Source organism: Leptolyngbya sp. GGD, from assembly GCF_026735145.1.
GTDB lineage: Bacteria > Cyanobacteriota > Cyanobacteriia > Leptolyngbyales > Leptolyngbyaceae > Leptolyngbya > Leptolyngbya boryana.
Map to the genome: position 1 here is coordinate 1,230,656 of NZ_JAPQKE010000002.1, position 23,991 is coordinate 1,254,646.

25 protein-coding genes are annotated in these 23,991 nt (G+C 46.7%); 12 read left to right on the forward strand and 13 right to left on the reverse strand.

From position 1 onward, the window contains the following. The first annotated feature begins 4 nt into the window (after positions 1-4). From OU814_RS14685 to OU814_RS14695, 3 genes are read left to right on the forward strand one after another with little or no spacing between them, the layout of a single operon-like run. Complete coding sequence (locus OU814_RS14685) at positions 5-2,851, forward strand: ATP-binding protein (protein WP_268183865.1); 2,847 nt, start codon at positions 5-7, stop codon at positions 2,849-2,851. Continuing rightward, entirely contained in the window at positions 2,817-4,193 is a 1,377-nt protein-coding gene (locus OU814_RS14690; RefSeq protein ID WP_268183868.1) for an adenylate/guanylate cyclase domain-containing protein, read from the forward strand. Before OU814_RS14685 ends, OU814_RS14690 begins: the two co-directional genes overlap by 35 nt. An 11-nt stretch (positions 4,194-4,204) precedes the next feature. Further along, entirely contained in the window at positions 4,205-4,570 is a 366-nt protein-coding gene (locus tag OU814_RS14695) for a response regulator transcription factor (protein ID WP_017286732.1), read from the forward strand. Between the two features lie 196 nt (positions 4,571-4,766). On the opposite strand, the gene OU814_RS14700 is transcribed toward OU814_RS14695, so the two are convergent. From OU814_RS14700 to OU814_RS14715, 4 genes are all read right to left on the reverse strand, one after another. Next, complete coding sequence (locus OU814_RS14700; protein WP_268183872.1) at positions 4,767-5,210, reverse strand: SH3 domain-containing protein; 444 nt, start codon at positions 5,208-5,210, stop codon at positions 4,767-4,769. Between the two features lie 106 nt (positions 5,211-5,316). Further along, positions 5,317-6,120, reverse strand: coding sequence for a PEP-CTERM sorting domain-containing protein (locus tag OU814_RS14705; RefSeq protein WP_268183874.1), 804 nt, complete (start codon positions 6,118-6,120; stop codon positions 5,317-5,319). Between the two features lie 253 nt (positions 6,121-6,373). Continuing rightward, complete coding sequence (sbcD, locus tag OU814_RS14710; protein ID WP_268183876.1) at positions 6,374-7,642, reverse strand: exonuclease subunit SbcD; 1,269 nt, start codon at positions 7,640-7,642, stop codon at positions 6,374-6,376. Positions 7,643-7,647: 5 nt separating this feature from the next. Beyond that, complete coding sequence (locus tag OU814_RS14715) at positions 7,648-8,448, reverse strand: SDR family oxidoreductase (RefSeq protein WP_268183879.1); 801 nt, start codon at positions 8,446-8,448, stop codon at positions 7,648-7,650. A gap of 31 nt (positions 8,449-8,479) precedes the next feature. Here OU814_RS14715 and OU814_RS14720 point away from each other — a divergent pair, with 31 nt between their 5' ends. The 3 genes from OU814_RS14720 to OU814_RS14730 all read left to right on the forward strand — a co-directional run bounded on the left by OU814_RS14720 (position 8,480) and on the right by OU814_RS14730 (position 10,974). Next, positions 8,480-8,734, forward strand: coding sequence for a glutaredoxin family protein (locus OU814_RS14720; RefSeq protein ID WP_190651901.1), 255 nt, complete (start codon positions 8,480-8,482; stop codon positions 8,732-8,734). 30 nt (positions 8,735-8,764) lie between these two features. Further along, positions 8,765-10,270, forward strand: a complete 1,506-nt coding sequence (locus OU814_RS14725; RefSeq protein ID WP_268183882.1) for a UDP-N-acetylmuramoyl-L-alanyl-D-glutamate--2,6-diaminopimelate ligase — start codon at positions 8,765-8,767, stop codon at positions 10,268-10,270. 263 nt (positions 10,271-10,533) lie between these two features. After that, positions 10,534-10,974, forward strand: coding sequence for a peptidylprolyl isomerase (locus tag OU814_RS14730; protein WP_017286739.1), 441 nt, complete (start codon positions 10,534-10,536; stop codon positions 10,972-10,974). Here OU814_RS14730 and OU814_RS14735 read toward each other — a convergent pair. Together OU814_RS14735 and yidD are read right to left on the reverse strand one after the other, a co-directional pair. Then, entirely contained in the window at positions 10,971-11,657 is a 687-nt protein-coding gene (locus tag OU814_RS14735) for a M15 family metallopeptidase (RefSeq protein ID WP_268183884.1), read from the reverse strand. The genes OU814_RS14730 and OU814_RS14735 overlap by 4 nt on opposite strands. Further along, a complete protein-coding gene (gene yidD, locus OU814_RS14740; RefSeq protein ID WP_017286741.1) occupies positions 11,617-11,874 on the reverse strand; it encodes a membrane protein insertion efficiency factor YidD in 258 nt (85 codons plus the stop codon). Before yidD ends, OU814_RS14735 begins: the two co-directional genes overlap by 41 nt. Positions 11,875-11,904: 30 nt before the next feature. Here yidD and hisC point away from each other — a divergent pair, with 30 nt between their 5' ends. Together hisC and OU814_RS14750 are read left to right on the forward strand one after the other, a co-directional pair. Continuing rightward, positions 11,905-12,948 (forward strand): histidinol-phosphate transaminase, encoded by a 1,044-nt coding sequence (gene hisC, locus OU814_RS14745; protein ID WP_268183887.1) that lies wholly within the window; start codon positions 11,905-11,907, stop codon positions 12,946-12,948. A gap of 15 nt (positions 12,949-12,963) precedes the next feature. Next, a complete protein-coding gene (locus OU814_RS14750) occupies positions 12,964-13,758 on the forward strand; it encodes an Rpn family recombination-promoting nuclease/putative transposase (RefSeq protein ID WP_268183890.1) in 795 nt (264 codons plus the stop codon). Here the strand turns inward: OU814_RS14750 and OU814_RS14755 are convergent, their stop codons facing one another. Further along, positions 13,759-15,354 carry an Hsp70 family protein gene (locus OU814_RS14755; protein WP_268183892.1) on the reverse strand — a complete coding sequence of 532 codons (1,596 nt, stop codon included), beginning with the start codon at positions 15,352-15,354 and terminating at the stop codon, positions 13,759-13,761. 182 nt (positions 15,355-15,536) lie between these two features. On the opposite strand from OU814_RS14755, the gene OU814_RS14760 reads away from it, so the two are divergent. The 4 genes from OU814_RS14760 (at position 15,537) to OU814_RS14775 (ending at position 17,630) form a co-directional block, all read left to right on the forward strand. Further along, entirely contained in the window at positions 15,537-15,755 is a 219-nt protein-coding gene (locus tag OU814_RS14760; RefSeq protein ID WP_017286745.1) for a hypothetical protein, read from the forward strand. A gap of 332 nt (positions 15,756-16,087) precedes the next feature. Then, positions 16,088-16,573 carry an allophycocyanin subunit alpha gene (gene apcA / locus OU814_RS14765; RefSeq protein WP_017286746.1) on the forward strand — a complete coding sequence of 162 codons (486 nt, stop codon included), beginning with the start codon at positions 16,088-16,090 and terminating at the stop codon, positions 16,571-16,573. Between the two features lie 61 nt (positions 16,574-16,634). Beyond that, positions 16,635-17,120, forward strand: coding sequence for an allophycocyanin subunit beta (apcB, locus tag OU814_RS14770; protein WP_017286747.1), 486 nt, complete (start codon positions 16,635-16,637; stop codon positions 17,118-17,120). Between the two features lie 306 nt (positions 17,121-17,426). Further along, on the forward strand, positions 17,427-17,630 hold the full coding sequence (locus OU814_RS14775) for a phycobilisome linker polypeptide (RefSeq protein WP_026148458.1): 204 nt from the start codon (positions 17,427-17,429) through the stop codon (positions 17,628-17,630). 114 nt (positions 17,631-17,744) lie between these two features. Here the strand turns inward: OU814_RS14775 and OU814_RS14780 are convergent, their stop codons facing one another. The 6 genes from OU814_RS14780 to OU814_RS14805 all read right to left on the reverse strand — a co-directional run bounded on the left by OU814_RS14780 (position 17,745) and on the right by OU814_RS14805 (position 23,950). Next, the gene (locus OU814_RS14780) at positions 17,745-18,656 is read right to left on the reverse strand and encodes a TIGR04168 family protein (RefSeq protein ID WP_017286749.1); all 912 of its coding nucleotides are present in this window, start codon (positions 18,654-18,656) and stop codon (positions 17,745-17,747) included. An 81-nt stretch (positions 18,657-18,737) separates the two neighbouring features. Next, positions 18,738-19,616, reverse strand: a complete 879-nt coding sequence (locus OU814_RS14785; RefSeq protein WP_268183897.1) for a hypothetical protein — start codon at positions 19,614-19,616, stop codon at positions 18,738-18,740. 7 nt (positions 19,617-19,623) lie between these two features. Beyond that, entirely contained in the window at positions 19,624-20,964 is a 1,341-nt protein-coding gene (locus OU814_RS14790) for a cobyrinate a,c-diamide synthase (protein WP_017286751.1), read from the reverse strand. After that, positions 20,964-21,698 carry a hypothetical protein gene (locus tag OU814_RS14795; RefSeq protein WP_190651915.1) on the reverse strand — a complete coding sequence of 245 codons (735 nt, stop codon included), beginning with the start codon at positions 21,696-21,698 and terminating at the stop codon, positions 20,964-20,966. The genes OU814_RS14790 and OU814_RS14795 overlap by 1 nt, the downstream gene beginning before the upstream one ends. A gap of 3 nt (positions 21,699-21,701) precedes the next feature. Next, positions 21,702-23,117: a NupC/NupG family nucleoside CNT transporter gene (locus OU814_RS14800; RefSeq protein ID WP_017286753.1), complete on the reverse strand. Its 1,416-nt coding sequence runs from the start codon at positions 23,115-23,117 to the stop codon at positions 21,702-21,704. After that, a complete protein-coding gene (locus OU814_RS14805) occupies positions 23,117-23,950 on the reverse strand; it encodes a glycosyltransferase (protein WP_268183902.1) in 834 nt (277 codons plus the stop codon). Before OU814_RS14805 ends, OU814_RS14800 begins: the two co-directional genes overlap by 1 nt. Positions 23,951-23,991 lie beyond the last annotated feature (41 nt).

The window sequence follows — 23,991 nt, forward strand, 5'->3', positions numbered from 1 at the left end:
ATCAATGACTCGTCGTAAAATCGTATCTTTACTACTACATGGTAGCTTTATCGCTGCTGTGGGAGTGACTGCGTTTACGAGCTATTGGATTGTGCGGGGTATTATTCTCAGCACCCTCAAAGAAAATGCATTACTGAAAGTGCAATCTGCGGGATTAGAGATTGATTCTTGGCTGAATCGGCGCTTAGGCGAAGTCGAGTCAATGTCGAATAGCGTCGAAGTCCGATCGATGAATTGGGAGATTGCAGAGCCGTTCTTACAGCTAGAACAAGATCGACTGGCTGACTTCTGGATGTTTATCTTAGTCAATCCGGATGGCTCGTATGCCACCACACGCGGTGGATTTGCAACCGGGAAGAACTTGAGCGATCGCGAATATTTCCAAAAATCTATGAAAGGAGAATCGAACGTCTCCGATTTGATTATTTCCCGTACCACAGGCAAACGGCAAATTAATATTGCTGTGCCAGTTTGGTCAATTCCGTTGGCGAAAGCAACGGACAAAGATCGAGCAGAAATGCGATCGAAAAGCTTATCTTTCTACAATTTACCCGTAAATGAGCAGTCGAAAGTAACGGGTATTCTTGCAGGAAACATTCCCATTGCTGAAGTAACAAGAGCAATTTCAGCAACTCAGCTTGGCAAAGGAAGCTATGCGTTTGCGCTCGATGCTCAAGGCGTTGCGATCGCTCATCCTAACTCAGCATTTACTGAAGGGCTAAAGAGTTTAACCCAGAATACTGATCCAACTCTTGCCGCGATCGCTCGGTCGATGACAGCCCGCAAACAAGGCGTTGAAATGGTCACACTCGATCACAGATCGGTTTATGTTGCTTATATGCCGATTCGTCGTGCAAATTGGTCAGTTGCATTAGTCATTCCACGTGAGAACTTAGAAGAGCAATTAAATGCGTTGAATACGCTAACGATGGTCATGGCAGGACTGCTCGTTGTAGTTATGATTACTGCACTCACACAGTTGAAGCACTGGGAAGAAATTCGCGAGCGAGCTGAGCAAGAAACGGCATTAAACAATCAATTACAAGCGACCAGTCAGCAACTGCAATCGACTCTGGCATATCTAGCAACAATTCTAGATAACTTGGCTGATGGATTACTTGTTAGTGATACCGAGGGAAGTATTACTTGCTACAATCCGGCACTGCTTAAACTGTTTGGCTTAGAAGAACAATCTTTGAATGGCAAGTCAGTTCAAGCCATTTTTAAGCAAGACTTAGTGAATCTGATCGAGCGATCGCAAAATCAAGAAACACTGGTGACTGAAGTTGAAATTGCTCAAGGCAGTGTTGGTAAGGCAGTTGCTACATCAATTCTGGATGGGACAGGAATTAAGATTGGAACTGTTGTTTTAATTCATGATATTACGGCTGAAAAAGAAGTCGATCAGATGAAAACCGACTTCATTTCAACGGTTTCTCATGAACTGAGAACACCGCTGACTTCAGTTTTAGGCTTTGCCAAACTCATTAAGAAAAAGCTAGAGGAGGTTGTTTTCCCCTCACTGGATACGACTGATAAGAAAATGCAGCGAGCGGCACGTCAGGTCAATGACAATATCGACATCATCGTGTCTGAAGGAATGCGATTAACCGCGTTGATCAACGATGTGCTCGACATTGCCAAAATGGAAGCAGGTAAAGTGGACTGGAAATCTGAGCCACTTCAGATTACCGAAGTTGTAGAGCGTGCGATCGCGGCAACGTCTGCCTTACTGCAAGCGAAGAATCTCACCTTAGTAGAACAATTTGATCCACATTTGCCGCAATTGGTTGGCGATCGCGATCGCTTAATCCAAGTTGTGATCAATCTGCTCTCGAACGCGATCAAATTTACCGACAGCGGCGATATTACGTGTAAAGTTGCTCGGCAAGGCGACACGATTGTGGTGAGCATTACAGATTCGGGCATTGGCATCAGTCCTGAAGATCAGCCCAAAGTCTTTGAGAAGTTTAAGCAAGTGGGGGATACGCTGACCGATAAGCCAACGGGAACCGGGTTAGGGTTGCCGATCTGTAAGCAAATTATCGAGCATCATGATGGACAGATCTGGGTCGAGAGTGAAATTGGCAAAGGCAGTACGTTCTCATTTAGCTTGCCGAGTTCTGCTTCTCCGACTCACATCAGAGAAATTGATTTCAGTGCATTGATTCAGCAATTACAGCAGGGTAGTGAGGTCAATGCAACGCAAAAACGGATTTTGATCGTGGATGATGAAGCTCCGATTCGTGCGCTGCTGCGCCAACAGTTAGAAACAGAAGGCTATCAGGTCGAAGAAGCTAGAGATGGTAAAGAAGCGATTCAGATGGCGAAGGAATCGCTTCCTCATTTGATCATTCTGGATGTGATGATGCCTGAAATGAACGGGTTTGATGTGGCTGCGGTCTTGCGACATCATCCTCAGACGATGGGAATTCCCTTGATTATTTTGTCGATCGTCGATGCGCCTGAACGCTGTCATTCGTTGGGAATCGATCGCCATCTCACGAAACCCATCAACTTAGAAGTGCTTTGCCAAGAAGTCGAATCGTTAATCGCTCAAGGGAGATCCCCGCGCAAAATTCTGGTAGTCGATGAGAATGAAACGACCTCGAAGATTCTTGTGGATATTCTTCGCTCGAAAGGCTTTACCGCAGTTGAAGCAACGAACGATGCAGAATTACTCAAGAAAGTTGCATCTACCCAACCGGATATGGTCATTGCCAGCGTCAAATTTTGGGAACACTCAGATAGGGCGCAGGATCTTTCACAAGCTGAAGGGTTACAAAACGCTGTGTTTTTATTAGTTGCAGAACATCATGGTTCCCATTCGCTTGAAACGACTCGTTGCTAAATCTGAGGTCAAGGAGATTCTGGCTCGTCTTCAAGCGCTCAGTGCAACTTCAGTTTCAATTCAAGATCGTGAAGGGCAGACAATTTGGGGCACGCCGACTGAATCATCGAAATATCCGATTCAGGTCGATGGAGAACTGATCGGCTATGTGATTGGTGAAGCAACTTTTGCATCGGTTCTGAGCTACATTGCTGCTCGAGAGATTGAGAAAAAAACGTTGGCTCAGGAAACGCTCGATCGCTATAAAGAAGTAACTCTGCTCCACAATCTTTCTGAAAAAATGACTGCAAGCCTAGAAGTCGAAGCAGTCGCGGCTTTAGTGCTCAGTGAAGCGAGGCGATCGATTCAAAGCGATTGTGGGGCTGTGATGCTTCTGAAGTCGTCTGAGTTGGAGGTTGTTACTGCATTTGGAAATTCGCCGACTCAATTGCAGGGTGGAATCCTAGAAGCGGTTCTAGAGCATCAAAAAAGCGATATCGTCAACGAAGTTTTCTCAGATGCGAGATGTAATTCAGAAGAAGCAAAACTCCATGCGTTGATTGCGGCTCCTTTGAAGGTGAGCGATCGCACGATCGGGGTCATGATGCTCGGCAGCGAACAGGCGATTACGTACACCGCAGCTGATTTAAAGTTACTCAATACGCTAGCTTCGCAAGCCGCATCCGCTCTAGAGAATGCGCTTTTGCACAAGCAACGATTGCATCAAGAACGAGTCAAAAGTAATCTTGAGCGCTATGTGCCCGCGCAGCTTGTGCAAGCGATTCTCGATGCGAGTGGGAGCTTTTCGCTGGTTCCAGAGTATCGACAAATCAGCGTTTTATTCTCGGATATTCGCAATTTTACTCAGCAATGCGAACAACTCCCACCCACTGAGATGGTGGAATATCTCAACACTTACTTTACGCATATGGTGGATGAGATTTTTATTCACCAAGGCACGGTCAATAAATTTGTGGGTGACATGATTGTGGCGTTGTTTGGTGCGCCTTTTGAGGTGAGTCATCATGAGACTTGTGCGATCAAAAGCGCGATCGCGATGCAGCAAAGAATTCGGACAATCCCGATTGATTGGATTCAGAAGCATTTTCTGACGGGGATTGGCATTAGTTCAGGGCGCGTGATTGTTGGCAATATTGGTTCTCCGCAGCATATGGACTATACGGCGATCGGCGATGAAGTGAATGTTGCCTCTCGCTTGCAGTCGGTTGCGAAGGGGGGACAGATTTTAGTCAATCGCAATGTCTATGAGGCAGCGAAAGATTGCTTTTCGTTTCGAGAGGTTGGGACATTGACTGTGAAAGGTAAAACCCAGACGGTTGATGTATTTGAAGTACTGTACTAGAGGATAGAATCATGAAAATTTTGATTGTTGACGATGAGCCTCATATCCGTTTGTTACTAGAACAGACTTTAGAGGAGCTTGAGGATCAAGATGTTGAGCTTTTGACTGCGACGAATGGAAAAGAAGCGATCGAGGTGATCCAATCGGAACGTCCACAACTTGTGTTTTTGGATGTGATGATGCCCTTTATGAACGGGTTTGAAGTGTGTCAGACGGTCAAGCAGGAGATTGAAGATATCTATATCATTCTACTGACTGCCAAAGGTCAGGAATTTGACAAGCAAAAAGGAGCCGAAGTGGGAGCAAATCTCTATTTGACGAAACCTTTTGATCCTGATGAAGTCATGGCAAAGGCTGTTGAAGTCTTGGGTTTGTAGAGCAATTCTGTTTGAAGTGTAAATGCTAAAAAGAGTGGGAAGTTTTGATCTCTTAGGAAGAACTCCCCACTCTTTTTAGCATTGCTATATCTCAATGAAGAGTTTCCACGATTCAAGTCCGCTCAACACGTGATCGATCGCTAAGTTTTTTCACGGTTTGAGCGAGGTCGAAACTCAAGCAGGATATGTTCCGAACTTAGTTACTCACTTTCTCGACATTTCCAGCGCGCACCCATCCTTCTGTATTGTTAGCCAAACGGATTTTTTGCCAGCTTCCATCTGCGCTGGTTTCAATCACCGTCACTTGCTGATTAAAATCAACCCCACCGATAGAAACAGCGTCCAGCGAAGGTGCATCGCGGATCACTAGCCCGATCGATTGCGTTACCTTTGCCGGGAAAGCTCCAGTTGGAAGCGGGGTTGCAGGAGTTTCGGCTTTTGCCGCTGCTGGTTTTGCCGTTGCCGCAGGCTTTGCTGCTGGTGGCTTCGTGGTGGGTGTATCGTTCGGAAACATCGGTTTTGAGGGCGGCACAGACAGCCGTGCAATCATCACCCGTGCTGCAACTAGCCCGCCAGCCGCCAAAATTGCGATCGCAAGCAGCACACCAAGGAAGAATTTCAGAACTGTAGACCAGCGCATAACGATCGACTCTAGGATATCGACCAGATTTTAACACCAGATTTTCTAAACTGACGCAGTTCTCGCTGATTTGCGAGATGACAGGCAAATCAGCGAAAAATTTGGTCTAAGCAGTTTGGCTTGACTTACGGCGGCGAGCAAATGCCATTGCTCCAGCGACTAAGCCCAATCCTGCAAGCGTTGCGGGTTCTGGTACAGATTTGGGTGGAGTGTCGGGTTTTTCTTTTACTTTCACTGCCCATTCTTCAAACCCACCTTCTGCACCGGAAAATTTCGAGTACAGATACACATACTCATTTGTGCTGACTGAAAATAGGCTGTTAGGGATGTATACCAAGAGATCCGCTCTGCCACTTCCGGCATTGGTATCCCGGAGGTTGACGATGTTATCCTCATTGCTGTCTAAATCAAAGATCTTTACAGCATTGCCATCGAAGGTTGGATAGTTCAACAAGTTGCCTGCATTTCCCAAGAAAATTTGCAAGCTCTCAAGGTCAAGCAGGGGTAAGTCTTGGTCTCTCGGAGTGGCATTCGGTTCGTTGATGTCTAGGAGAAACTGACGATATTCCACGCCTCCAATTGTGAACAGCGGAATATCGCTGAGTTTGAGCGATCGCGTAAATTGCGGGCTGTTATTCTCATCGAACTCCAGGGGGCGACCATCTGTGTTGTAGCCTTCTTCAACAGTGCTATTGCCAGGAGATTGTAGCCGCACGAAAGATTGCAAAACGCCTGTTCCGGCTGGATCATTTGGATCAATCTCTTGAAAGAGTGCTCCGTTCAAAGTTCCACTTTGCAAGATTGGATCTTTGAGATTTAGGGTTGCTGCGGTTGCTTGAGAATTGCCAAAAGCGCCCATGAATGCGGTACAAGCGATCGCAAACACGCTGCTTTTATTAATTTTTTTCATGATTCTCTAGTCTGAATCTAGGTGAATACTGGTATGTTTTAGACCTGCTGAACGCAGTCTAATTGCATAGATTTCGTCGTTTCTATGGGGCTTTCATGACTAAATCTTAGCGAACTGTCGAGAAATCACCTTGATCTCTAAAGCAATTAACTAAGTCTTTATTAAAATTGCCCGAATCGTGAAGCTAATACGTAAGTAGTAGTACTGTATATTTTAAACTCCGCAAATCAGTGTTTTTACTAGTATTGCTCGTCTACAGTAACCGCAACTGCGTCTCTTCAACGCCTGCTTCTGTTTCGATGTAAAACTCTTCTTGAGCGAGCAAAGCTTTTGCTGCTTCTAGAATCGGTTCTGCTAAAAGCTTCAGGTCTTCTCGATTGGCTAAATAGGCCTGCAATGCATCTAAAGGCGCGATCGCGCTGCCAACGCCTAATTCAGGTAAGCGCGATCGCGACATTTGACTGATTAAGCCTGCCTGAATCGTGTAAGTATGAGCAACTTCTAACGTTTCATGCAAAATTGCATCATCGATCAAATCAATCTGCTCTGGGCGAACTTGATAAATGACGCGCACGACTGCATCTTCGATGCCTCTTTTTGCGATCGCTTTGAGTAAATCGGCTTGAGGCGTGTCGGATTCGGTTAAATCTACTTCAATGGTGCAGAACGATCGCACTGGCAAAGGACAAAACTCGATCGCTGTAGCACCACGTTCTAGATCGACTAAAACAAAGCCTTTCTCTTCGTGTTCTTCACTAAAATCAACTCGTTCAATACTTCCTGGATACACGACGAACGGATCTTCTGACAAAATTTGATGTCGATGCACATGTCCCAATGCCACATAATCGAACGCGTCGCGAGTTAGAAACTCCAATGGAATTGTGAATCCTTTTCCAACCGCAAGAAACCGCTCTGCGCCATAGTGAGCAGCATCGACCATTAAATGTGCGAGGAGAACCGTTGGGATTTCTGGATCAAGCTTGCGAATTTCGCCTTCCATTGCAACTCTTAATCGATCGAGTAATAAATGCCCGACATCCGACATGGATAATCCTTCGGTTTCGGGTCGCGTTAATAACGTCGATCGCGTTAACCACGGCAAGGTAATGATTTGCACGTCTCCGCTGCGGGTTTGAAGGCGATACGTTTCTAAGCGATCGCCCACAATCACATTCGGAACGCACAAGGTTCGGTAGATGCACAAACTTGCGCCTCCAACCCCTTGAGAATGCTGGTCATGATTGCCAACGAGCAGAACGGCTGGAATATCTGCATCCACTAAGCGACGAAATTGACGGGCAAAGGCTTGCTGAATGTAAGGTGGCGGAGTGGCATCTGGGAAGGCATCGCCACCAAATAACACTAGGTCAACTGATTCAGAAATCGCACGATCGATACAGCGCGTCAAGGTGGCGACAAAATCCTCCAGTCGAGTATTCAACCCAGTTTCAGGGTTAATCTTGCCGTGAGCAAACCCGCTTCCAAGATGAATGTCCGACAGGTGGAGAATTTTGACCATACCGATCAGTGAAAGTTACTGCGAATAATTGTACTAAAGATATGGCTGGGCAGGAGCTTTCTTAAGATGACCGCAGTCCATGCGCCCGGATCAGCCGGATATCGCAGTCTTCGAGACGGATCGGTTGCAGCTTTGTAAATCGTTTTGGCAACGACTTCGGGTGCAGGTGCTTTTTCTCCAGCTTGGTTCATCTTCGGAATGATCTTGTTGACGTACTCGTCGTAAACCTTGAGATCTGAAGTTGCAATCTCAGGAGAGCGATCGTAGAAATCGGTTTTAATCGGGCCAGGTTCGATCAGTTTGACTCGAATATTGAATTGGTCTAATTCGTACTGCAATCCTTCTGAAAAGCCTTCTACTGCCCATTTTGTCGAGTTATAGAGCGAGTAAGTTGGAAAAGACATTTTTCCACCGATCGAGGCAACGTTGATAATCACGCCCGACCGGGACTCCCGAAAATGCGGCAATAAGGCGCGTGTGACTTCCATTAATCCGAATACATTCGTGTCAAACTGCCGTTGGATTTGAGCAGGGGAGCAATTCTCGAATGCGCCCATAAGACCATAGCCTGCATTGTTAACGAGAACATCAATTTTGCTGAATTCGAGAGATTTTGAGATTGCCTCGCGAATCGAGTCTAAATTTGTCACATCCAGCGGCAAAACATGTATCTTATCGGATGAGAAATTTGCCTTTTCTGGATTTCGCATGGTTGCGATCACGTTCCAGCCTTTTTCGGCAAACAAAATCGCAGTCGATCGACCAATTCCCGTCGATGCACCCGTAATGAGAACTGTTTTAGACATAAGATTTCAGTGAGTTACGACGAGAATCCAAATGAAACTAATTCTGTACAGTAAGCCAGGATGCCATCTCTGTGAAGGACTGCAAGAAAAACTTGAGCAAATTCACTCGCTTGCTTTTGATCTTGAGGTTCGAGATATCACCACTCGTGAGGATTGGTTTGCGGCTTATCAGTACGAAATTCCGGTTTTGTATCTCGACGATCGCGCTCTGCCCCGTCCTTCGCCAAGGTCGTCGATCGCACAATTGGAATCTATGTTACAGAATTACATGTCAGCAAACGATTAGAAACTGAAAAACTCAGGCAAGGAGAGAGCGATGCAACTCAGAGAACTTTTGGGAGAACTTTTGGCAACGTTGGGAGAACTCCCGAATCATCCTGCGTTAGAGGCTGAAGTGAAGGGGCTTACGACGAATTCATTAGCGGTTCAGCCTGGAGATGTGTTTATCGGAATGCCGGGGACGCGGGTGGATGGTGGCGATTTTTGGCAAAGTGCGATCGCTGCTGGAGCGATCGCTGCCGTTGTTTCACCTCAAGCTGCTGAAAAAGCGAAAAGCGATCCTGCCTTTCAATCTGAGAATCCGCCTTTGGTGATTCCGTCTAGTGATATGGCTCAAACTTGCGCCCAACTGGCAACGACGTTCTATCACTCTCCTGCCCAAAAGCTCAAAATGATCGGAGTGACTGGCACGAATGGTAAGACGACGACGACGCATTTAATCGAATATCTGCTAGAGCGATCGGGCAAATCTCCAGCTTTATTAGGAACGCTGTACACCCGTTGGAAAGGCTTTCAACAAACGGCACTGCATACCACTCCTTTTCCGGTTGAATTACAACATCAGTTGAAAAGCGCGATCGATGCAGGTTGTGACTTTGCCGTGATGGAAGTGAGTTCTCATGCGTTGGCGCAGGGGAGAACTTTGGGTTGTGAATTTGAGGTGGCAGTCTTTACGAATTTGACGCAAGATCACCTCGATTTTCATCGCGATATGGATGACTACTTTGCGGCAAAAGCATTGTTGTTTGATTCGGGCTATTTGAAAGGAAAAGCGATCGTCAATCTGGATGATGCCTATGGTAAGAAATTGGTGGAAAAGCTAGATCCAAAATCAGTTTGGACATATAGCACTCAAGAGAAAGCCGACCTTTGCACCAGCAATCTGCAATATGAGTCTGATGGTGTGAGTGGAACCTTGCACACGCCAATGGGAGATGCAGCCTTCAAATCGCCTTTAGTTGGACAATTTAACCTGGCAAATTTACTCGCCGCAGTTGGAGCCGCATTGCATTCTGGATTGGAATTAAGCGCGATCGTCGAAGCGCTGCCTGGTTTCTCTGGTGTTCCAGGACGCATGGAGCAAGTGCAGATTAAACCAGATCAAGACATTAGCGTAATTGTGGATTATGCCCATACGCCTGATAGTTTGGAAAACATGCTGAAAGCGTCTCGTCCGTTTATTTCGGGGCAGATGATTTGTGTGTTTGGCTGTGGAGGAGATCGCGATCGTACCAAACGCCCGAAGATGGGAAATATTGCTGCGACGTTGGCAGATCAAGTAATCGTAACTTCTGATAATCCGAGAACTGAAGATCCAGAGCAGATTTTGAAGGATGTCGTTGCAGGCATTTCCGATACAGTCAATCCGACAGTGATTGCCGATCGCGCAACTGCAATTAAGACTGCAATCCTACAGGCAAAACCAGGAGATGGAGTTTTGATTGCAGGCAAGGGACATGAAGATTATCAGATTTTGGGAACGGAGAAGATTCATTTTGACGATCGAGAACAGGCGCGGGCGGCGTTGAGCGATCGGTATTAATTTGAGTGATAGCTGTAGGGAGTAGGGAGTGGGGAGTGGGGGAATGAGAAATTGCCTGACTCTCCTACTCGTTTACCACAATCAATCTGATAGAGGGATTAGAAAAAACCGGACTCAGAGTGCTCTCTAGTTCCCCACTCTGCAAAATTCATGCGGTTGACTACTCCCTACTCCCCACTCCCCACCATTTTCCCCTCCCACCCATGCCTCGATCCTCAATCTCCCTGATAGGATGGAAAAGCCGAAAACGAAGGGCTTAGATTATGACTCGCGCAATCATGGAAACCGACAAGGGCACAATCAATCTCGAATTGTTTGACAAGGATGCCCCAAACACCGTCAAGAATTTTGTCGATTTAGCAAACAAAGGCTTTTACGATGGGCTTGCATTCCATCGCGTCATTCCCAACTTTATGATCCAAGGTGGATGTCCAAACTCGCGGGAAGGCGCACCTGGAATGCCAGGAACCGGAGGCCCTGGATACAAAATCAACTGCGAAATCAATCCGAACAAGCACGAAGCAGGCAGCTTATCGATGGCTCATGCTGGACGCAACACGGGCGGCAGCCAATTCTTCATCTGCCATTCTGCACAGCCTCACCTCGATGGCGTGCATACCGTCTTTGGTAAAACCGAAGATATGGATGTTGTGAATGCAATTCGTGGAAACGATCGCATTCTTTCCGTCAAGATCGAAGGCTAAACTCTGCCATATTTCGCGATCGCATGGGCTGATGAATCTGCTTGATTTGTCAGCCATGCCCAAATCTGATCTCCATAAGAAAAGTGCCACCATTCGTTCCAGTGCTGCTTAAATCCGGCAGCGGTCATTGCGTTTAATAGAATTTTGCGATGCTGACCGTATTCTGAATCTGGTGGAAAATGATTTGGAAACGATCGCTCTGAAATCTCATCAATTTCTGATCCCATATCGATAACATTGCCATTGTCATCAATTAAGGTAATATCGATCGCGGCTCCCGTACTATGAGGTGGAGGTGTCGCAGGATCTAGATTCGGCATTGCCCAAAATTGATAGACTTGTTGCTGAAATTCTTCTCTCTGCGTTTCTGAAAGTGTTTCTAATGGCAATCCATTTGCATTGACTAATTCTGTAAACGTGTAATCGACCATAAATTGCTGAACTGCAACTGGGCGATAGGCATCAAAGATTTGGATTTTCCAGCCGGGTCGAATTTTCTGCAATTCTGCATCGGCTTGAATTAAGCGATCGAGAATTCCTGCTCTGACAAAAAATGGCGACTTCTCTCCATAAGGTGCGCCTAATTTTGCATAAGGATGTGGGGTGACTCGATCGAACTGCTCTGAAATTTCGACCAGAGGTTCATGGCATTCGGCGATCGCAACTTTCTGATAAGGTTTCATCTTTTTTCGGTGGAACAGGATCATAACCGCCCGGATTGAGCGGATGACAGCGACAAATTCGACGCACCGAGAGCCAACTGCCCTTGAGTACGCCATGTGTTTCTAAAGCCTCGATCGCATATTGTGAACAGGTTGGGTAAAACCGACAAGTCGGCGGAAACAACGGTGAAATTGCGATACGATAGCCTCTTACCAATCCGATCAGCAGAATTTTCATGTCTTCGATCGTAGTTCAAAACTCTATCCTATGTCTTACTTTCGCCCAAGTGTGGATGCAATGGCGGGCTATGTGCCAGGAGAACAGCCGAAACCTGGAACGCCCATCATTAAGCTAAATACGAATGAGAATCCCTATTTGCCTTCGCCGAATGCGATCGCAGTTCTGAAAAATCTCGATCCCGAATGGCTTCGCCGCTACCCTGATCCTTATGCAAATGATTTCAGACAAGCGACAAGCGAAGCATTGAACATTCCCAAAGATTGGATCATGGTAGGAAATGGCAGCGATGACATGTTGAATGTTGTCGTGAGAGCCTGTGCAGAGCCGGGGCGTAAAGTCGTGTATCCGATGCCGACTTATGTCCTGTATCGGACTTTGACGGAAATTCAAGATGCCGATCGCTTAGAAATTCCTTATGGTGAAAACAATCAATTACCACTAAATGAACTGATTGCAGCCCAAGGGGCTGTAACTTTTATTGCTTCTCCGAATAGTCCTTCAGGGCATGTAGTTGCAATGTCCGACTTGCGTCAACTTGCAACAAACTTGAACGGCGTACTTGTGATTGATGAGGCATATGTCGATTTTGCTGAAGAGACAGCTTTGCCTTTAATAGAACAGTTCCAGAATGTGATCATTTTGAGAACGCTTTCAAAAGGCTACAGTTTAGCAGGATTGCGGCTTGGATTTGCGATCGCGCAACCTCACCTCATTCGAGGCTTATTCAAAGTTCGCGATAGTTATAGTGTCGATGCGATCGCAACTTTAGTCGGTGCTGCTGCAATGCGGGATCAGAACTATAAAAATGAATGTGCGGAAAAAGTGAAGCGATCGCGGGAAAAATTAGCGATCGAACTGAGACAACTGGGTTTTAAGGTATGGGATTCCCAAACGAATTTTCTCCTCACTCAACCTCCCGGCAATGCTGCAAAAATCTATGAGGCGCTTAAGCAGCAAAACATCCTAGTACGCTATTTCAACCAACCCAACCTTGATGACAAGCTTCGGATCAGCGTTGGCACAGATGAGCAGAATCGAATTCTAATCAATACTCTTTCCCAGATACTTTAATTACTGCGCCGAATTGTGAAACGAGACGTTATCTTTTATCAGCTATTTCAGCGATTTCCAAATTTGTTCTTCGATCTGATTGGTCGTTCCCAAATGGAGGGATATCGCTTTGATTCGGTGGAAGTGAAAGAACCCACCTTTCGCATTGATGGAGTCTTTCTTCCTCCTGAATCGGCTGCTTCTAAAACTATCTTCTTCACGGAGGTGCAGTTTCAGCGTGATGAAACACTCTACGATCGCTTCTTTGCCGAATCGATGCTCTACCTCCATCGCAACCCTATTTATGACGATTGGTATGGTGTGATTCTGCTGAAATCGCGGAGACTGGAACCAAAACGAACAGAAATTCATCGATCTCTGTTGAATGGTCCGCAAGTGCAGCGCATTTACTTGAACGAATTAGGCAATCCCAACGAGTTGCCGATCAATCTACAAATCGTCTTACTTACGCTAGCGACAAAGAAGAAACTCCCCAGTCAAGCAAGACAATTGATTGAGCAGGTTCAGCAAGAATCGATGTCAGATCTAACGAGACGAGAGATAATAGATAGCATCACGACGATTGCAGTCTACAGGTTCTCAAAATTAAGCCGTGATGAGGTAGAAGCCATGATGGGATTGAGACTAGAAGAAACTAAAGTTTACCAAGAAGCCAAAGCAGAAGGTAAAACAGAAGGTAGTCTAGAAACTAAGCTCAAGACAGTGCCAAAATTGCTCGAATATGGTTTGAGCCAAGAAAAAGTTGCAGAAATTTTGGAATTGACGATCGAGCAAGTCAGAGAAGCCGCTCAAACTCAATCAGCAAAGTAGCTAACTCAATTGCACAACAGCTTGATCCTCGACCAATGTTCGAGCGGTCAATAAATCCTCAACTGTAATGCGCAGAAATCGATCGCGATCGACCATGAACTGCACCTTAATGCGATCGCTTCCCGGACTTCCCGGCGGATCAAGTTCAGCAATGCTCCGTGAGCCATCTTTATCATTCAATGCCTGCACCTGCGTTTGCGAGCTTGAAACATTGCGAGTGACTAAGCGATCGCCATCAAAGTAAACCTCGGTCTGAACTGTTTCGGCTCCTAACTCACCTACAATCAGTTCAATACTTGGCTGGCTCTCTAACGACGCTCCTAGCACCAATTCCACAGGATTCTCCATCGGGTAAGGCTGTCCTGCTTTAATCAAAGGATGCCAATTATGGCGATTCTGCCGCCGATCCCAGTAGCGAATTCCATAGCCGTGATAGAGAAAATCTTTTAGCTCAATTCCTTGACTCAGTTGCAATGCCCCTTGAGCGATCGCTTCAAACGGCTTTTCACACCGAATCAAACGCTCATCAAAATACTGCTTCACCCAGTTCTGCACTGCTGGAATTTGAACCGTTCCACCGACCAGTAAAACCGCATCAATATCACTCACAGCTAACCCTTGTCTGCGGGCTTGTTGCAAGACTTGTTCCATCGATTCATCGAGCTTCGTAAAGAAACCGCGATCGCTCAAAATCTGCTCAAACTGCGATCGCGTTAAAGACAAGTCATAGCTTTCAAAACGCTCATCATCAAAGAAAACTTCCTGCGCTTCAGTGGAGAGCGAAAGCTGAATTTTCAATCGTTCTGCTAATCTCGAAGTCAATGGCGTTGCTGTTAATCCTTGCGTGTTCACAAAATAATCCACAAGCCAATTATCCAGATCCGATCCGCCTAAATTTTGTCCAGCTTTTGCAATCACTCTCGCTGTCTTTGCTTGTTGTCCTGACTGTTCCTTAAATGATTTCTGTCCCCATTTCAAAATGAATCCTGTCGGCTTTGACGATTGATTCACATTTGTTTGAACGATCGATAAATCCAGCGTTCCCCCACCAAAATCGACCACGAGTAAAGTTTGTCGATCGACAAATCCATAGCCCAATGCCGCTGCTGTTGGCTCATCAATCATCCGCACCTGATTAATATCCAAAGACTCACAAATCTGCCCGAGCCAAAGCCGATACGCTTCAAAACTATCCACTGGGACAGTAAAGACAATTGACTCTGCAATCTCTGGATCGGTCGTTTTCAACTGATTGATAATTTGGGTGAGATACCACTCGCCCACCTGCTCAAATCGAATCACCTGACCATCTAATTCGGGCAGAAATCCTTGCACCTCTGTTCCGATCCCGCGTTTGAAGTTGCGGAAAAATCGTGAATCCTGACTGATATCTAAACCGCGATCGCGTACCTCCTGCCCGATCGTAACTTTGCCCTGTGCTGCATTTTCGGCATACAACAAACTGGGGATCAGCGATGGATTCTGGGCGAGACGTTGAGAAATTCCTGGAATTGCTAAAGTTTCTGGCTGCTGAGTCACAGCATTCCAGCGCGTAATGACGGTGTTACTGGTTCCGAAATCGATCGCGTAGGGCATTGGAGATGAAGGTGAAACGAACAGATTCTTCTGACCTCACCAAATCACAACTCCTGCCTCTAGAGCAAGACTCCAAAAGTCAGAACTTCACTATGTATATCGGTGGACTTATGGCAAGCATAAATAATATTTTGTAACATAGAGGCACTTTGAACCTGTTGCACTCTCTCGGAACCCACATTATGTTTCGCAAACCTTCTGGCGAATCCGTCGCGTTTTTGGCGCGACTGCGCTCTAGTATCTGGATTCTCGGCATTTCATCCTGGCTCTTTGGCATCGCAGACCGATCGATCGCTGCTTTAATGGACGGCTACCTCTCAGCACTCGACATCGCACAACTGTTCACAGCCTCGTTCTTCTTCGTGAGTTGGCTCTTTCTCAAACCGACAAAACTCTTTTAGCTGGAATCAAATCTGGCAACTGAACCAGGGTTGCCAGCGATCGCACCTCGCTACAGAATGGGCTAGCAATCGAGCACACGATTTTTAGCGGTAGAAATTATACAAACTTGTGGCACGTTTTTAATCGGAATTTCAGAACTTGCCTCAAACCTGAGTAAAGATATTACAAAATGTTGCAGAGCGCCCAGGAAGGTTAACGCAATGCCGCACAATAATTTTCGGAAGGTGGCGAAGTCAAAGGCGGTGGCTCAACCCAATCGCGTGACTCCAAAACCACTTGGGGAACTCCCTTTTAAACAAATTCGGTTACATTTCTTTGGAGGAATCCATCAATGAGTATTGTCACGAAATCAATCGTGAATGCTGACGCTGAGGCACGTTACCTCAGCCCCGGCGAATTGGATCGGATCAAAGGCTTCGTCACCACTGGTGAAAAGCGTCTACGCATTGCTGAAACCTTGACGGGTGCTCGTGAGCGCATCGTGAAGCAAGCAGGCGACCAATTGTTCCAAAAGCGTCCTGACGTTGTTTCTCCTGGTGGAAACGCATACGGCGAAGAAATGACCGCAACCTGCTTGCGTGACTTGGATTACTACCTGCGCCTCGTAACCTACGGAATCGTAGCAGGCGACGTAACCCCGATCGAAGAAATCGGAGTCGTTGGTGTCAAAGAAATGTACAACTCTTTGGGAACCCCGATCCCCGCAGTTGCAGAAGGCGTTCGTGCTATGAAGAGCGTTGCAACCTCCTTGCTCTCAGCTGATGATGCAGCAGAAGCAGGTGCTTACTTCGACTACCTCGTCGGTGCAATGCAGTAATTGCTCGCCACGATCGATTCTTTTTTAATTTAAGACCACGCGACTTACGGAACTTGAAATCATGCAAGACGCAATTACCTCGGTAATCAACACTTCTGACGTTCAGGGTAAATACCTGGATAGCTCTGCGCTCGACAAACTCAAAGGCTACTTCGCAACTGGCGAACTGCGCGTTCGTGCAGCAACCACCATCTCTGCTAACGCAGCAGCGATTGTGAAAGAAGCAGTTGCTAAGTCCTTGTTGTACTCGGATGTAACCCGTCCCGGTGGCAACATGTACACGACTCGTCGTTATGCTGCTTGCATCCGCGACCTCGACTACTACCTCCGCTACTCCACCTATGCAATGTTGGCTGGAGATCCTTCGATCCTCGATGAGCGCGTTCTCAACGGATTGAAAGAAACCTACAACAGCTTGGGCGTGCCTGTTACTTCGACTGTACAAGCAATCCAAGCAATGAAAGAAGTCACCGCTAGCTTGGTTGGTGCAGACGCTGGTAAAGAAATGGGCGTTTACTTCGACTACATCTGCTCTGGCTTGAGCTAAGACTAAGTTACAGAACGAAATGCTGATCGCTTTTGTTCTTTAGCTTCTAAGTTTGGAAGTCTGGAGTGACGGTTAGGTTGTTGAGGCTCGTTTTGGCTTTTACGATTTAATCTTGACTCTTGGCTTCCAACCTTTTAAAAACAGCATTGTTCTGTGATGCGATTTCGTTTACGATTTGTTAAGGCGCTATCATCAATAGCTGAGTCTAAGCGATCGCACTATTTTTGAGATCTTTCTAAACGCGACTTCCCTTCATTCGTAGGGGCACTTCTTCCTACCTTTTTATCCATTAGGAGAGACCGACTCATGAGAATGTTCAAGATTACGGCTTGCGTCCCCAGCCAGACCCGCATCCGGACTCAGCGAGAATTGCAAAATACGTTCTTCACGAAGCTTGTTCCTTACGAAAACTGGTTTAAAGAACAGCAACGCATCCAGAAGATGGGCGGCAAGATTGTCAAGGTTGAATTGGCAACTGGCAGACCTGGGATGAATACAGGTTTGGCTTAAGGCTGATGCCGTTTCTTAACGTTTGCTAACTCTGAGCACTCGTAGGAGGTTTTTTGAACCTCCTTTTTTATTGCTAAATGCTACCTGTGCTTTCCTCGGCTTAGATGCAAGTTGCTAGGCGATCGCTTCTGCTTCCTGGATTTGATAGAGAACAGTCTTGGATGCAGTTTTAAAGTTGGCATCGAGCCAAAGGAGTTCGGCTTGGGTGACGATGCCATCTTCGAGGGTGACGATCGAGAAATTCCGCAGTTTTTGTCCGTCTTGTTTGATGATTCTGGGCACGCTGGCAGCATTTAAGTAAACCGTTCCAGCAGTATCAACGTGAATGGCGCGACGGAGTTCGGTTTGCGTGTGACGCAACGTGTGATGCATATGCCCAAACGTCACGAACGGAATCTTTTTTCCGAGTTGACGAGCTTGCGCGATCGCGTCTGCAAAATCTGGATCACCGTGATCACCCCCGATCGGTTGCCAATCTTTGCCGCAAGGGTCTTCAGGTCGATCTCCTAGTCCTTTGGGTCCATTGTGTCCGATGAAGAGAATCGTATCACTCGCGGTTTGTTCCACGGCATTCATGATTAGATTCACCGATTCATCAAAGCTCTCGACTCCGAAGCGTTCATGATGAAATTGCTCATATTTCCACTTCGAGCCACCCCAGCTAAACGGACGGCTCCCCACGACGCTGAGATTGAAGTTGGGAAAATCAAGCTTCCCATACCCGACATGAGCTTCACCGAGCAAATCTAACTGTTGCTGAACGCGATCTTCTTTGCGGTGATCGTAGGGGCTTTTTTGACGACCCCAATCGGTTGCACTATACCAAGCGTCGTGATTGCCCATGATCGCTGCTTTTGGTATTTGCACCTGAGAAATTAAGCGGACGATTTCAACCGATTCATTGCCAAAATCTCCGACAAACAGAGCTAAATCTACTCCTAAAGCTTTCAGCGCTGCTTCGTCTTCAGCCTCCCATCGATCGTGAACATCTCCGATCGCGGCTAATTTAATGGTTTGCTTTACCACTACGCGCCTCCCCTTGGTTTCCTTCTTTCTAGGATAGGCGGGGTGGGGAATTTTGGCATAGCTCGATTGATTGAGGATGGTTTATGTCCAGGTTGATTTCCAGGCATGTTGGGCTTCGAGAACGGCGTGTTCCCGCTGTTTTTTCTGATACTCACGCGCGATCACTTGAAATTGTTTCTTGAGATCTCGGATCTTGTTTCGCAAGTTCATCAGCGGAATGTCATTGAATTCTAATTCGTTTAGCTTGAGATTGACGGCAACGACATGGATGAGTGCATTCAGTGCTGCTGCCGCTGCTGCGGGAGTTCCATCTGTACCAGATTTTTCACTCGCGCTGACGAGCACATTGAGTAGGTTAGGAGAATTGGGATCGTTGCCTTCGGATTTGGATGCAGCATCAATTACCGCTTGGGGAATGCGCTTTTGCAGAATTTCAGCGTCTTGGAGATATTGATTGGCGCGATTCGAGGCAGTTTTTAGGGTCTTGTGAATGGAGCGATCGAGTTGTTCTTGCCAAATGGTCAATGCTTCGATCGGGGTCAGAGGGGTTTTAGGTTCGAGTTCTTCTTGATATTCGTCGTCCTCGTCATCGAGATCTTCGTCCGAGAGCAGGGCTGCGAGTTCGTCGGGGAGTTCGACTGGCTCGGGTTGGGTGTGCTCGATCGGTTGAAGCAGTTCTTGTAAATCGGTTGCAGTTTGATCGGCGAGCGCTTTGAGGTCGTCTTGGAGTTGTTGACGCTGACTGAGGGGGAGAGCTAAAAAGCGTTTGGGATAATTTTCGGTACAGATTTTGTAGCACGACAGAATGAGTTGCTGCCGCACGGTTTGACCGAGTTGCTGAAGATAGCTGCGATAGGTTTCGGTGAAGGTGTCGCCCATTGTCTCAATTTTCTGATCTAGGGCGGTAAGACGTTGAGCAATTTCTTGAATCGATCCAGCCATGTCTAATCTGTTATCCATGTTCTTTTTAAGGATAGCGATCGCTGCGGAATTTAGTACAGTATCGAACAAATCGCTGTGGGATTTGCGAGGTTGCGCCCCAGTGTAGATGCAGATAGGAAGCGTGTAATTTGGGTGTTTGCCAACCGTCGTATTGCATCGACGATCGAGAAAGGCCTGTCAATTCAAATAGAGGTTTCTCTGATTCAGTTGTAGGACTCGATCGATGAAATTCATGCCCGTGTAGTGTTTCGTCTTTTTTGACGATCGGGGTTGTTTGTAATGCGGTCGCTTTGCGATATCCCAAGGTTAAGCGCGATCGCATGACGGTTGTGGTTGGAATTGCTCCAACCATTGAAAAAGCTTGTTCCGAGAAATCGATAATTTTTTCACTGAGATACATCAGTCCACCGCATTCTGCATAAGTTGGCATTCCCGATTGAATGGCTGCTCGAATTGCGTGTCGTGTTGCATGATTTTCGCTCAGCGTTTCTGCAAACATTTCAGGAAAGCCACCACCAAAATACAGTCCATCTACATCATTGGGGAATGTATCTCTTAAAGGACTCCATTCGATTAGTTCCGCTCCTGCTTGCCTCAGCAGATCAAGATTGTCCTGATAGTAAAAATTAAACGCGGCATCTCTTGCGATCGCGATTTTGACAGATCTTGAAGATTCAGGAACTGAGACTTTTGGGGTTGTTGCTGTTTTCAAATAGGGCATCAATGCGTCCCAATCGAAGCAAGATTCCCCTAATTCGGCTAAGCGATCGATTAACTCAGTCAATCCTGGCAGTTCATCGGTTGGAACTAATCCTAAATGGCGATCGGGAATCTCGATCGCGTCTTGTCGCCGTAAAACTCCCAAAATCGGCACATCTATTAAGGCAGATTTCAGCAGTTCTAAATGGCGATCGCTGCCGACTCGGTTTAAAACGACTCCCGCAAATTTCAATCGCGGATCAAGCGATCGATAGCCATGCACGATCGCAGCAACCGAGTAAGACAAGCTTCGACAGTCAACCACGAGCAAAATCGGCAGATCTAATAATCGAGCGATATGAGCAGTACTGGCAAAATCCTTGTGTCCAGCGGCTCCATCGAATAAGCCCATCACCCCTTCTACGATCGAATACTCGGAAGCCCGTTGAGCAAAGCACTGCTGTACATAAGCTTCCGAAGTTAAAACCGGATCAAGGTTATAGCAAGCTTGCCCCGTCACATGACGATGAAACATCGGATCAATGTAATCAGGTCCAACTTTAAACGACCGCACTGTCAGATTGCGCCGTCTCAATGCAGCTAACAACGCGAGCGTGACCGTTGTTTTGCCTGCTCCACTCCGTTCTCCTGCTATTACAAACGCCATTAACTTGCCCGCAAACTATTTGCAATTGTAGTTGCTGCACCTAAAACGCGACTTCCCCCTTCGTTTGTGGCTGCAACTAAAACGAGCAAAACACTATTACTGGTCTGTCTTGCCACAATTACACCGCCAACCGGTTGAGTTGCACCTGCGATCGTCAAATTCCCTGTCCAATCGATCTGCACACCACCAGGAATCGATCGCACTTCACCTGTTTGAAATCCTTCCCCCTGGCGAAATGCATTCTGTGCAGCAGTCACTAATGCTTCATTTGGAATAATACTTCCAGCGACACCCAACTGAGATTGAGGCTGAGCAAGAACGCTATAAGCTAAATTTCCATCTGGAGATTCGATCAGAACCGTTCCAGCAAGCGGACTGACTTTGTAGTCTTTCAGGATTCCAACGATAAAACGTCCGTTGGGATCTTTATAGTCGCCACTGGTCGGCAGTGGATCTGCCGTGGGTGCAGCAGGTAGCGGCGCAGGCGCAGGAGGCGCAATTGGAATTGGCGCAGGGGATGCCCCAGGAGACGCAACCGGAGAAGTTGTAGGTGAAGGAGAAGCTGTCGGAATTGGCGGACGATTCGCAGGTAAAGACGGATCAACCGGAATCGGAGCAACCGGAACGCCTAAAGCTCCAGTTGGGGTAGGGGCAGGAGTTTGGGCAATGCTGGAGAGAGTTGTGAATAGGACAATTGCGAGAGCAAACCATCCAATAAGCCAATTGCGTTTCATGTTCTACCCTCTCAAAACCGATGGATTACCAAGATAAAAAACACCCGCCACACAACCAATCATCAAAGTTGCGAGAGTTGCAGCCCAAAGCGCTTTCCAGCCAACACTTGCGAGTTCTTTACGACGCGATGGAATCAAACTAGAAAATCCACCGACGAAAATTCCAACTGAAGGCAAATGCGCGAATCCGCAGAGACAATAGCTCGTAATCACTAAAGCTCGATCGCTAATTCTCCCCTGACTTGCTAATACCCCAAGCTGTTGATAAGCCGGCACTTCTGTTTCGAGCAATCTGCGTCCAATCAACACCGAAGTTTCCCAGATCTCGTTCCAGTTTGCAGAAACACCTGTGATTGCCGTTAGTGGAACAAACAGTGCACCGACGATATTTTGCAGCGTCACAATTTGGAAAATAATGCCAATGCGCCGAATCGTTAAATTGTTACTTTCGGCAAGTCCACCTAAGTTCGCAAAAAAGAGATTGACGATCGCCACTAAACCGAGCACAGCAACGAGCAAAGCCGCGATCGCGATCGCTAATTTCACACCGTCCAATGCGCCTGCAATCACGCTTTCCATCGCGCTCGACGTACTCTCTTCAGGTTCTTCTTCTTTGGGTAAAGCAGCGATCGTTTTAGGCGTTTCTGTTTCCGGCACCAAGAGTTTGGACACGACAAAACACGCTGGAATTGCCATGAACGAGGCTGAAACCAAATGCCCAGTAATATTCGGAAATGTTGGACGTAACAATCCCGCATAAAGTGCAAGAACAGTAGAAGCGATACTCCCGTAGCAGCAAGTCAAAATCGCGCAGAGTTCGCTACGAGTCATATTGGCGAGATACGGACGAATCACTAACGCAGATTCAATTCCGACAAAAATATTAGTTGCCCCGCTGAGTGCTTCTGCACCACTGAGATTCAACAATCGGTGAAAGATTTTTGCAAAGAAATTTACAATCGGTTGAATGACGCGCAAATGATATAGCAAAGACATCAATGCCGAGAAAAAGATCACCGAGGGTAATGCTCGGAAGGCAAAGACGTAGCCTAAATTGAGATTGTCTGGACTTAAGCGATCGCCTGCAACTGGAACATAAGCTGGCGTAATCGCGCGGGCAATCCAGCGCCCCGCTAAAATTGGACCAGGTGTGCTGACATCTGGAACCAAGAGCGAGCCAAACAGAAACCTTGCTCCTGCTTCAGTGGCATCTAAGATGGCATTCACACTGTTGCTAATCACGGTCACAACCGCGCGGGTGACAGGAAACGAAAACACCAGCAATCCGAGAATTAATTGCAGTGCGATGCCCCAGAGAATCACTTTCCACGGAATCACACGGCGGTTTTCAGACCCGATCCAGGCAATTCCACACAGGATAAAGATTCCAGCAAACGATACTAAATTTAACCAAGACATTATTGATATCGACCTAGCTGATCATTAAATCGGATTTTGAGCAGATCCAGAAGCATTTTAATCGAGTCGCGTAACAGATGAACTTTCGACATTTTTTTCTGATGCTGTTTCGAGACGATCGCCGGAACTTCTCCGATCGTATATCCCCACTGTTTCGCTAAATAAATTAGCTCCACATCAAACGAAAATCCGGTTAAAATTTGGTAAAAAAATAATTGTTTCGCAGCCGATCTCCGAAATCCTTTTAGCCCTGCCTGCATATCGCTGTATTGCAAGTTCAAAATCCTACGGGATAAGAAGTTGAAAACTTTTTCGGTAATTTTGCGATCGAAGTTCTCGGGCTGGTGACGACCTCGTATCAGAGCGCGATTGCCGATAACGACATCGCAAGTCTGCAATTTTTCAATCAATTTATCTAGGTGGGCAAGTGAATAAGCCAAATCGCCATCAAGAAAGCAGATCAAATCACCATCTGCATATTCAACTCCTCGCCGAATCGCATACCCTTTGCCTGCTCGCGGTTTGTAAGACAGCAATTTAATCTGAGGCGTTTTTGCAATCCGAATCCCGGCGGTGATGATGTGTTTCGTGCGATCGCTCGATCCGTCATCTACAAAAATGAACGTAAAATTGGGATGCGTTTTGAGATAGTGCAAAACCGCTTCAAACGTTCGCTGAATGCAAGCTTGTTCGTTATAAACCGGAAGCACGATCGAGACTTGCTCAAGTGGATTCAACCGGGGCGAATGTGGAGCAGATTCATGTCCATGTTGGGGAGGACGCGGATTCGTCAGTTTTGCCCAAGCCTCGATCGGGTTCCAAGGTCTTTTCATGCTTTATTGTGCAAATTGCCGCTTCACTCAAGATACAGGAT

Coding starts and splice junctions, on each gene's coding strand:
- OU814_RS14685 (WP_268183865.1), top strand. CDS start 5: ATGACTCGTCGTAAAATCGTATCTTTACTACTACATGGTAGCTTTATC.
- OU814_RS14690 (WP_268183868.1), top strand. CDS start 2,817: ATGGTTCCCATTCGCTTGAAACGACTCGTTGCTAAATCTGAGGTCAAG.
- OU814_RS14695 (WP_017286732.1), top strand. CDS start 4,205: ATGAAAATTTTGATTGTTGACGATGAGCCTCATATCCGTTTGTTACTA.
- OU814_RS14700 (WP_268183872.1), bottom strand. CDS start 5,210: ATGCGCTGGTCTACAGTTCTGAAATTCTTCCTTGGTGTGCTGCTTGCG.
- OU814_RS14705 (WP_268183874.1), bottom strand. CDS start 6,120: ATGAAAAAAATTAATAAAAGCAGCGTGTTTGCGATCGCTTGTACCGCA.
- sbcD (WP_268183876.1), bottom strand. CDS start 7,642: ATGGTCAAAATTCTCCACCTGTCGGACATTCATCTTGGAAGCGGGTTT.
- OU814_RS14715 (WP_268183879.1), bottom strand. CDS start 8,448: ATGTCTAAAACAGTTCTCATTACGGGTGCATCGACGGGAATTGGTCGA.
- OU814_RS14720 (WP_190651901.1), top strand. CDS start 8,480: ATGAAACTAATTCTGTACAGTAAGCCAGGATGCCATCTCTGTGAAGGA.
- OU814_RS14725 (WP_268183882.1), top strand. CDS start 8,765: ATGCAACTCAGAGAACTTTTGGGAGAACTTTTGGCAACGTTGGGAGAA.
- OU814_RS14730 (WP_017286739.1), top strand. CDS start 10,534: ATGACTCGCGCAATCATGGAAACCGACAAGGGCACAATCAATCTCGAA.
- OU814_RS14735 (WP_268183884.1), bottom strand. CDS start 11,657: ATGAAACCTTATCAGAAAGTTGCGATCGCCGAATGCCATGAACCTCTG.
- yidD (WP_017286741.1), bottom strand. CDS start 11,874: ATGAAAATTCTGCTGATCGGATTGGTAAGAGGCTATCGTATCGCAATT.
- hisC (WP_268183887.1), top strand. CDS start 11,905: ATGTCTTACTTTCGCCCAAGTGTGGATGCAATGGCGGGCTATGTGCCA.
- OU814_RS14755 (WP_268183892.1), bottom strand. CDS start 15,354: ATGCCCTACGCGATCGATTTCGGAACCAGTAACACCGTCATTACGCGC.
- OU814_RS14760 (WP_017286745.1), top strand. CDS start 15,537: ATGTTTCGCAAACCTTCTGGCGAATCCGTCGCGTTTTTGGCGCGACTG.
- apcA (WP_017286746.1), top strand. CDS start 16,088: ATGAGTATTGTCACGAAATCAATCGTGAATGCTGACGCTGAGGCACGT.
- apcB (WP_017286747.1), top strand. CDS start 16,635: ATGCAAGACGCAATTACCTCGGTAATCAACACTTCTGACGTTCAGGGT.
- OU814_RS14775 (WP_026148458.1), top strand. CDS start 17,427: ATGAGAATGTTCAAGATTACGGCTTGCGTCCCCAGCCAGACCCGCATC.
- OU814_RS14785 (WP_268183897.1), bottom strand. CDS start 19,616: ATGGATAACAGATTAGACATGGCTGGATCGATTCAAGAAATTGCTCAA.
- OU814_RS14790 (WP_017286751.1), bottom strand. CDS start 20,964: ATGGCGTTTGTAATAGCAGGAGAACGGAGTGGAGCAGGCAAAACAACG.
- OU814_RS14795 (WP_190651915.1), bottom strand. CDS start 21,698: ATGAAACGCAATTGGCTTATTGGATGGTTTGCTCTCGCAATTGTCCTA.
- OU814_RS14800 (WP_017286753.1), bottom strand. CDS start 23,117: ATGTCTTGGTTAAATTTAGTATCGTTTGCTGGAATCTTTATCCTGTGT.
- OU814_RS14805 (WP_268183902.1), bottom strand. CDS start 23,950: ATGAAAAGACCTTGGAACCCGATCGAGGCTTGGGCAAAACTGACGAAT.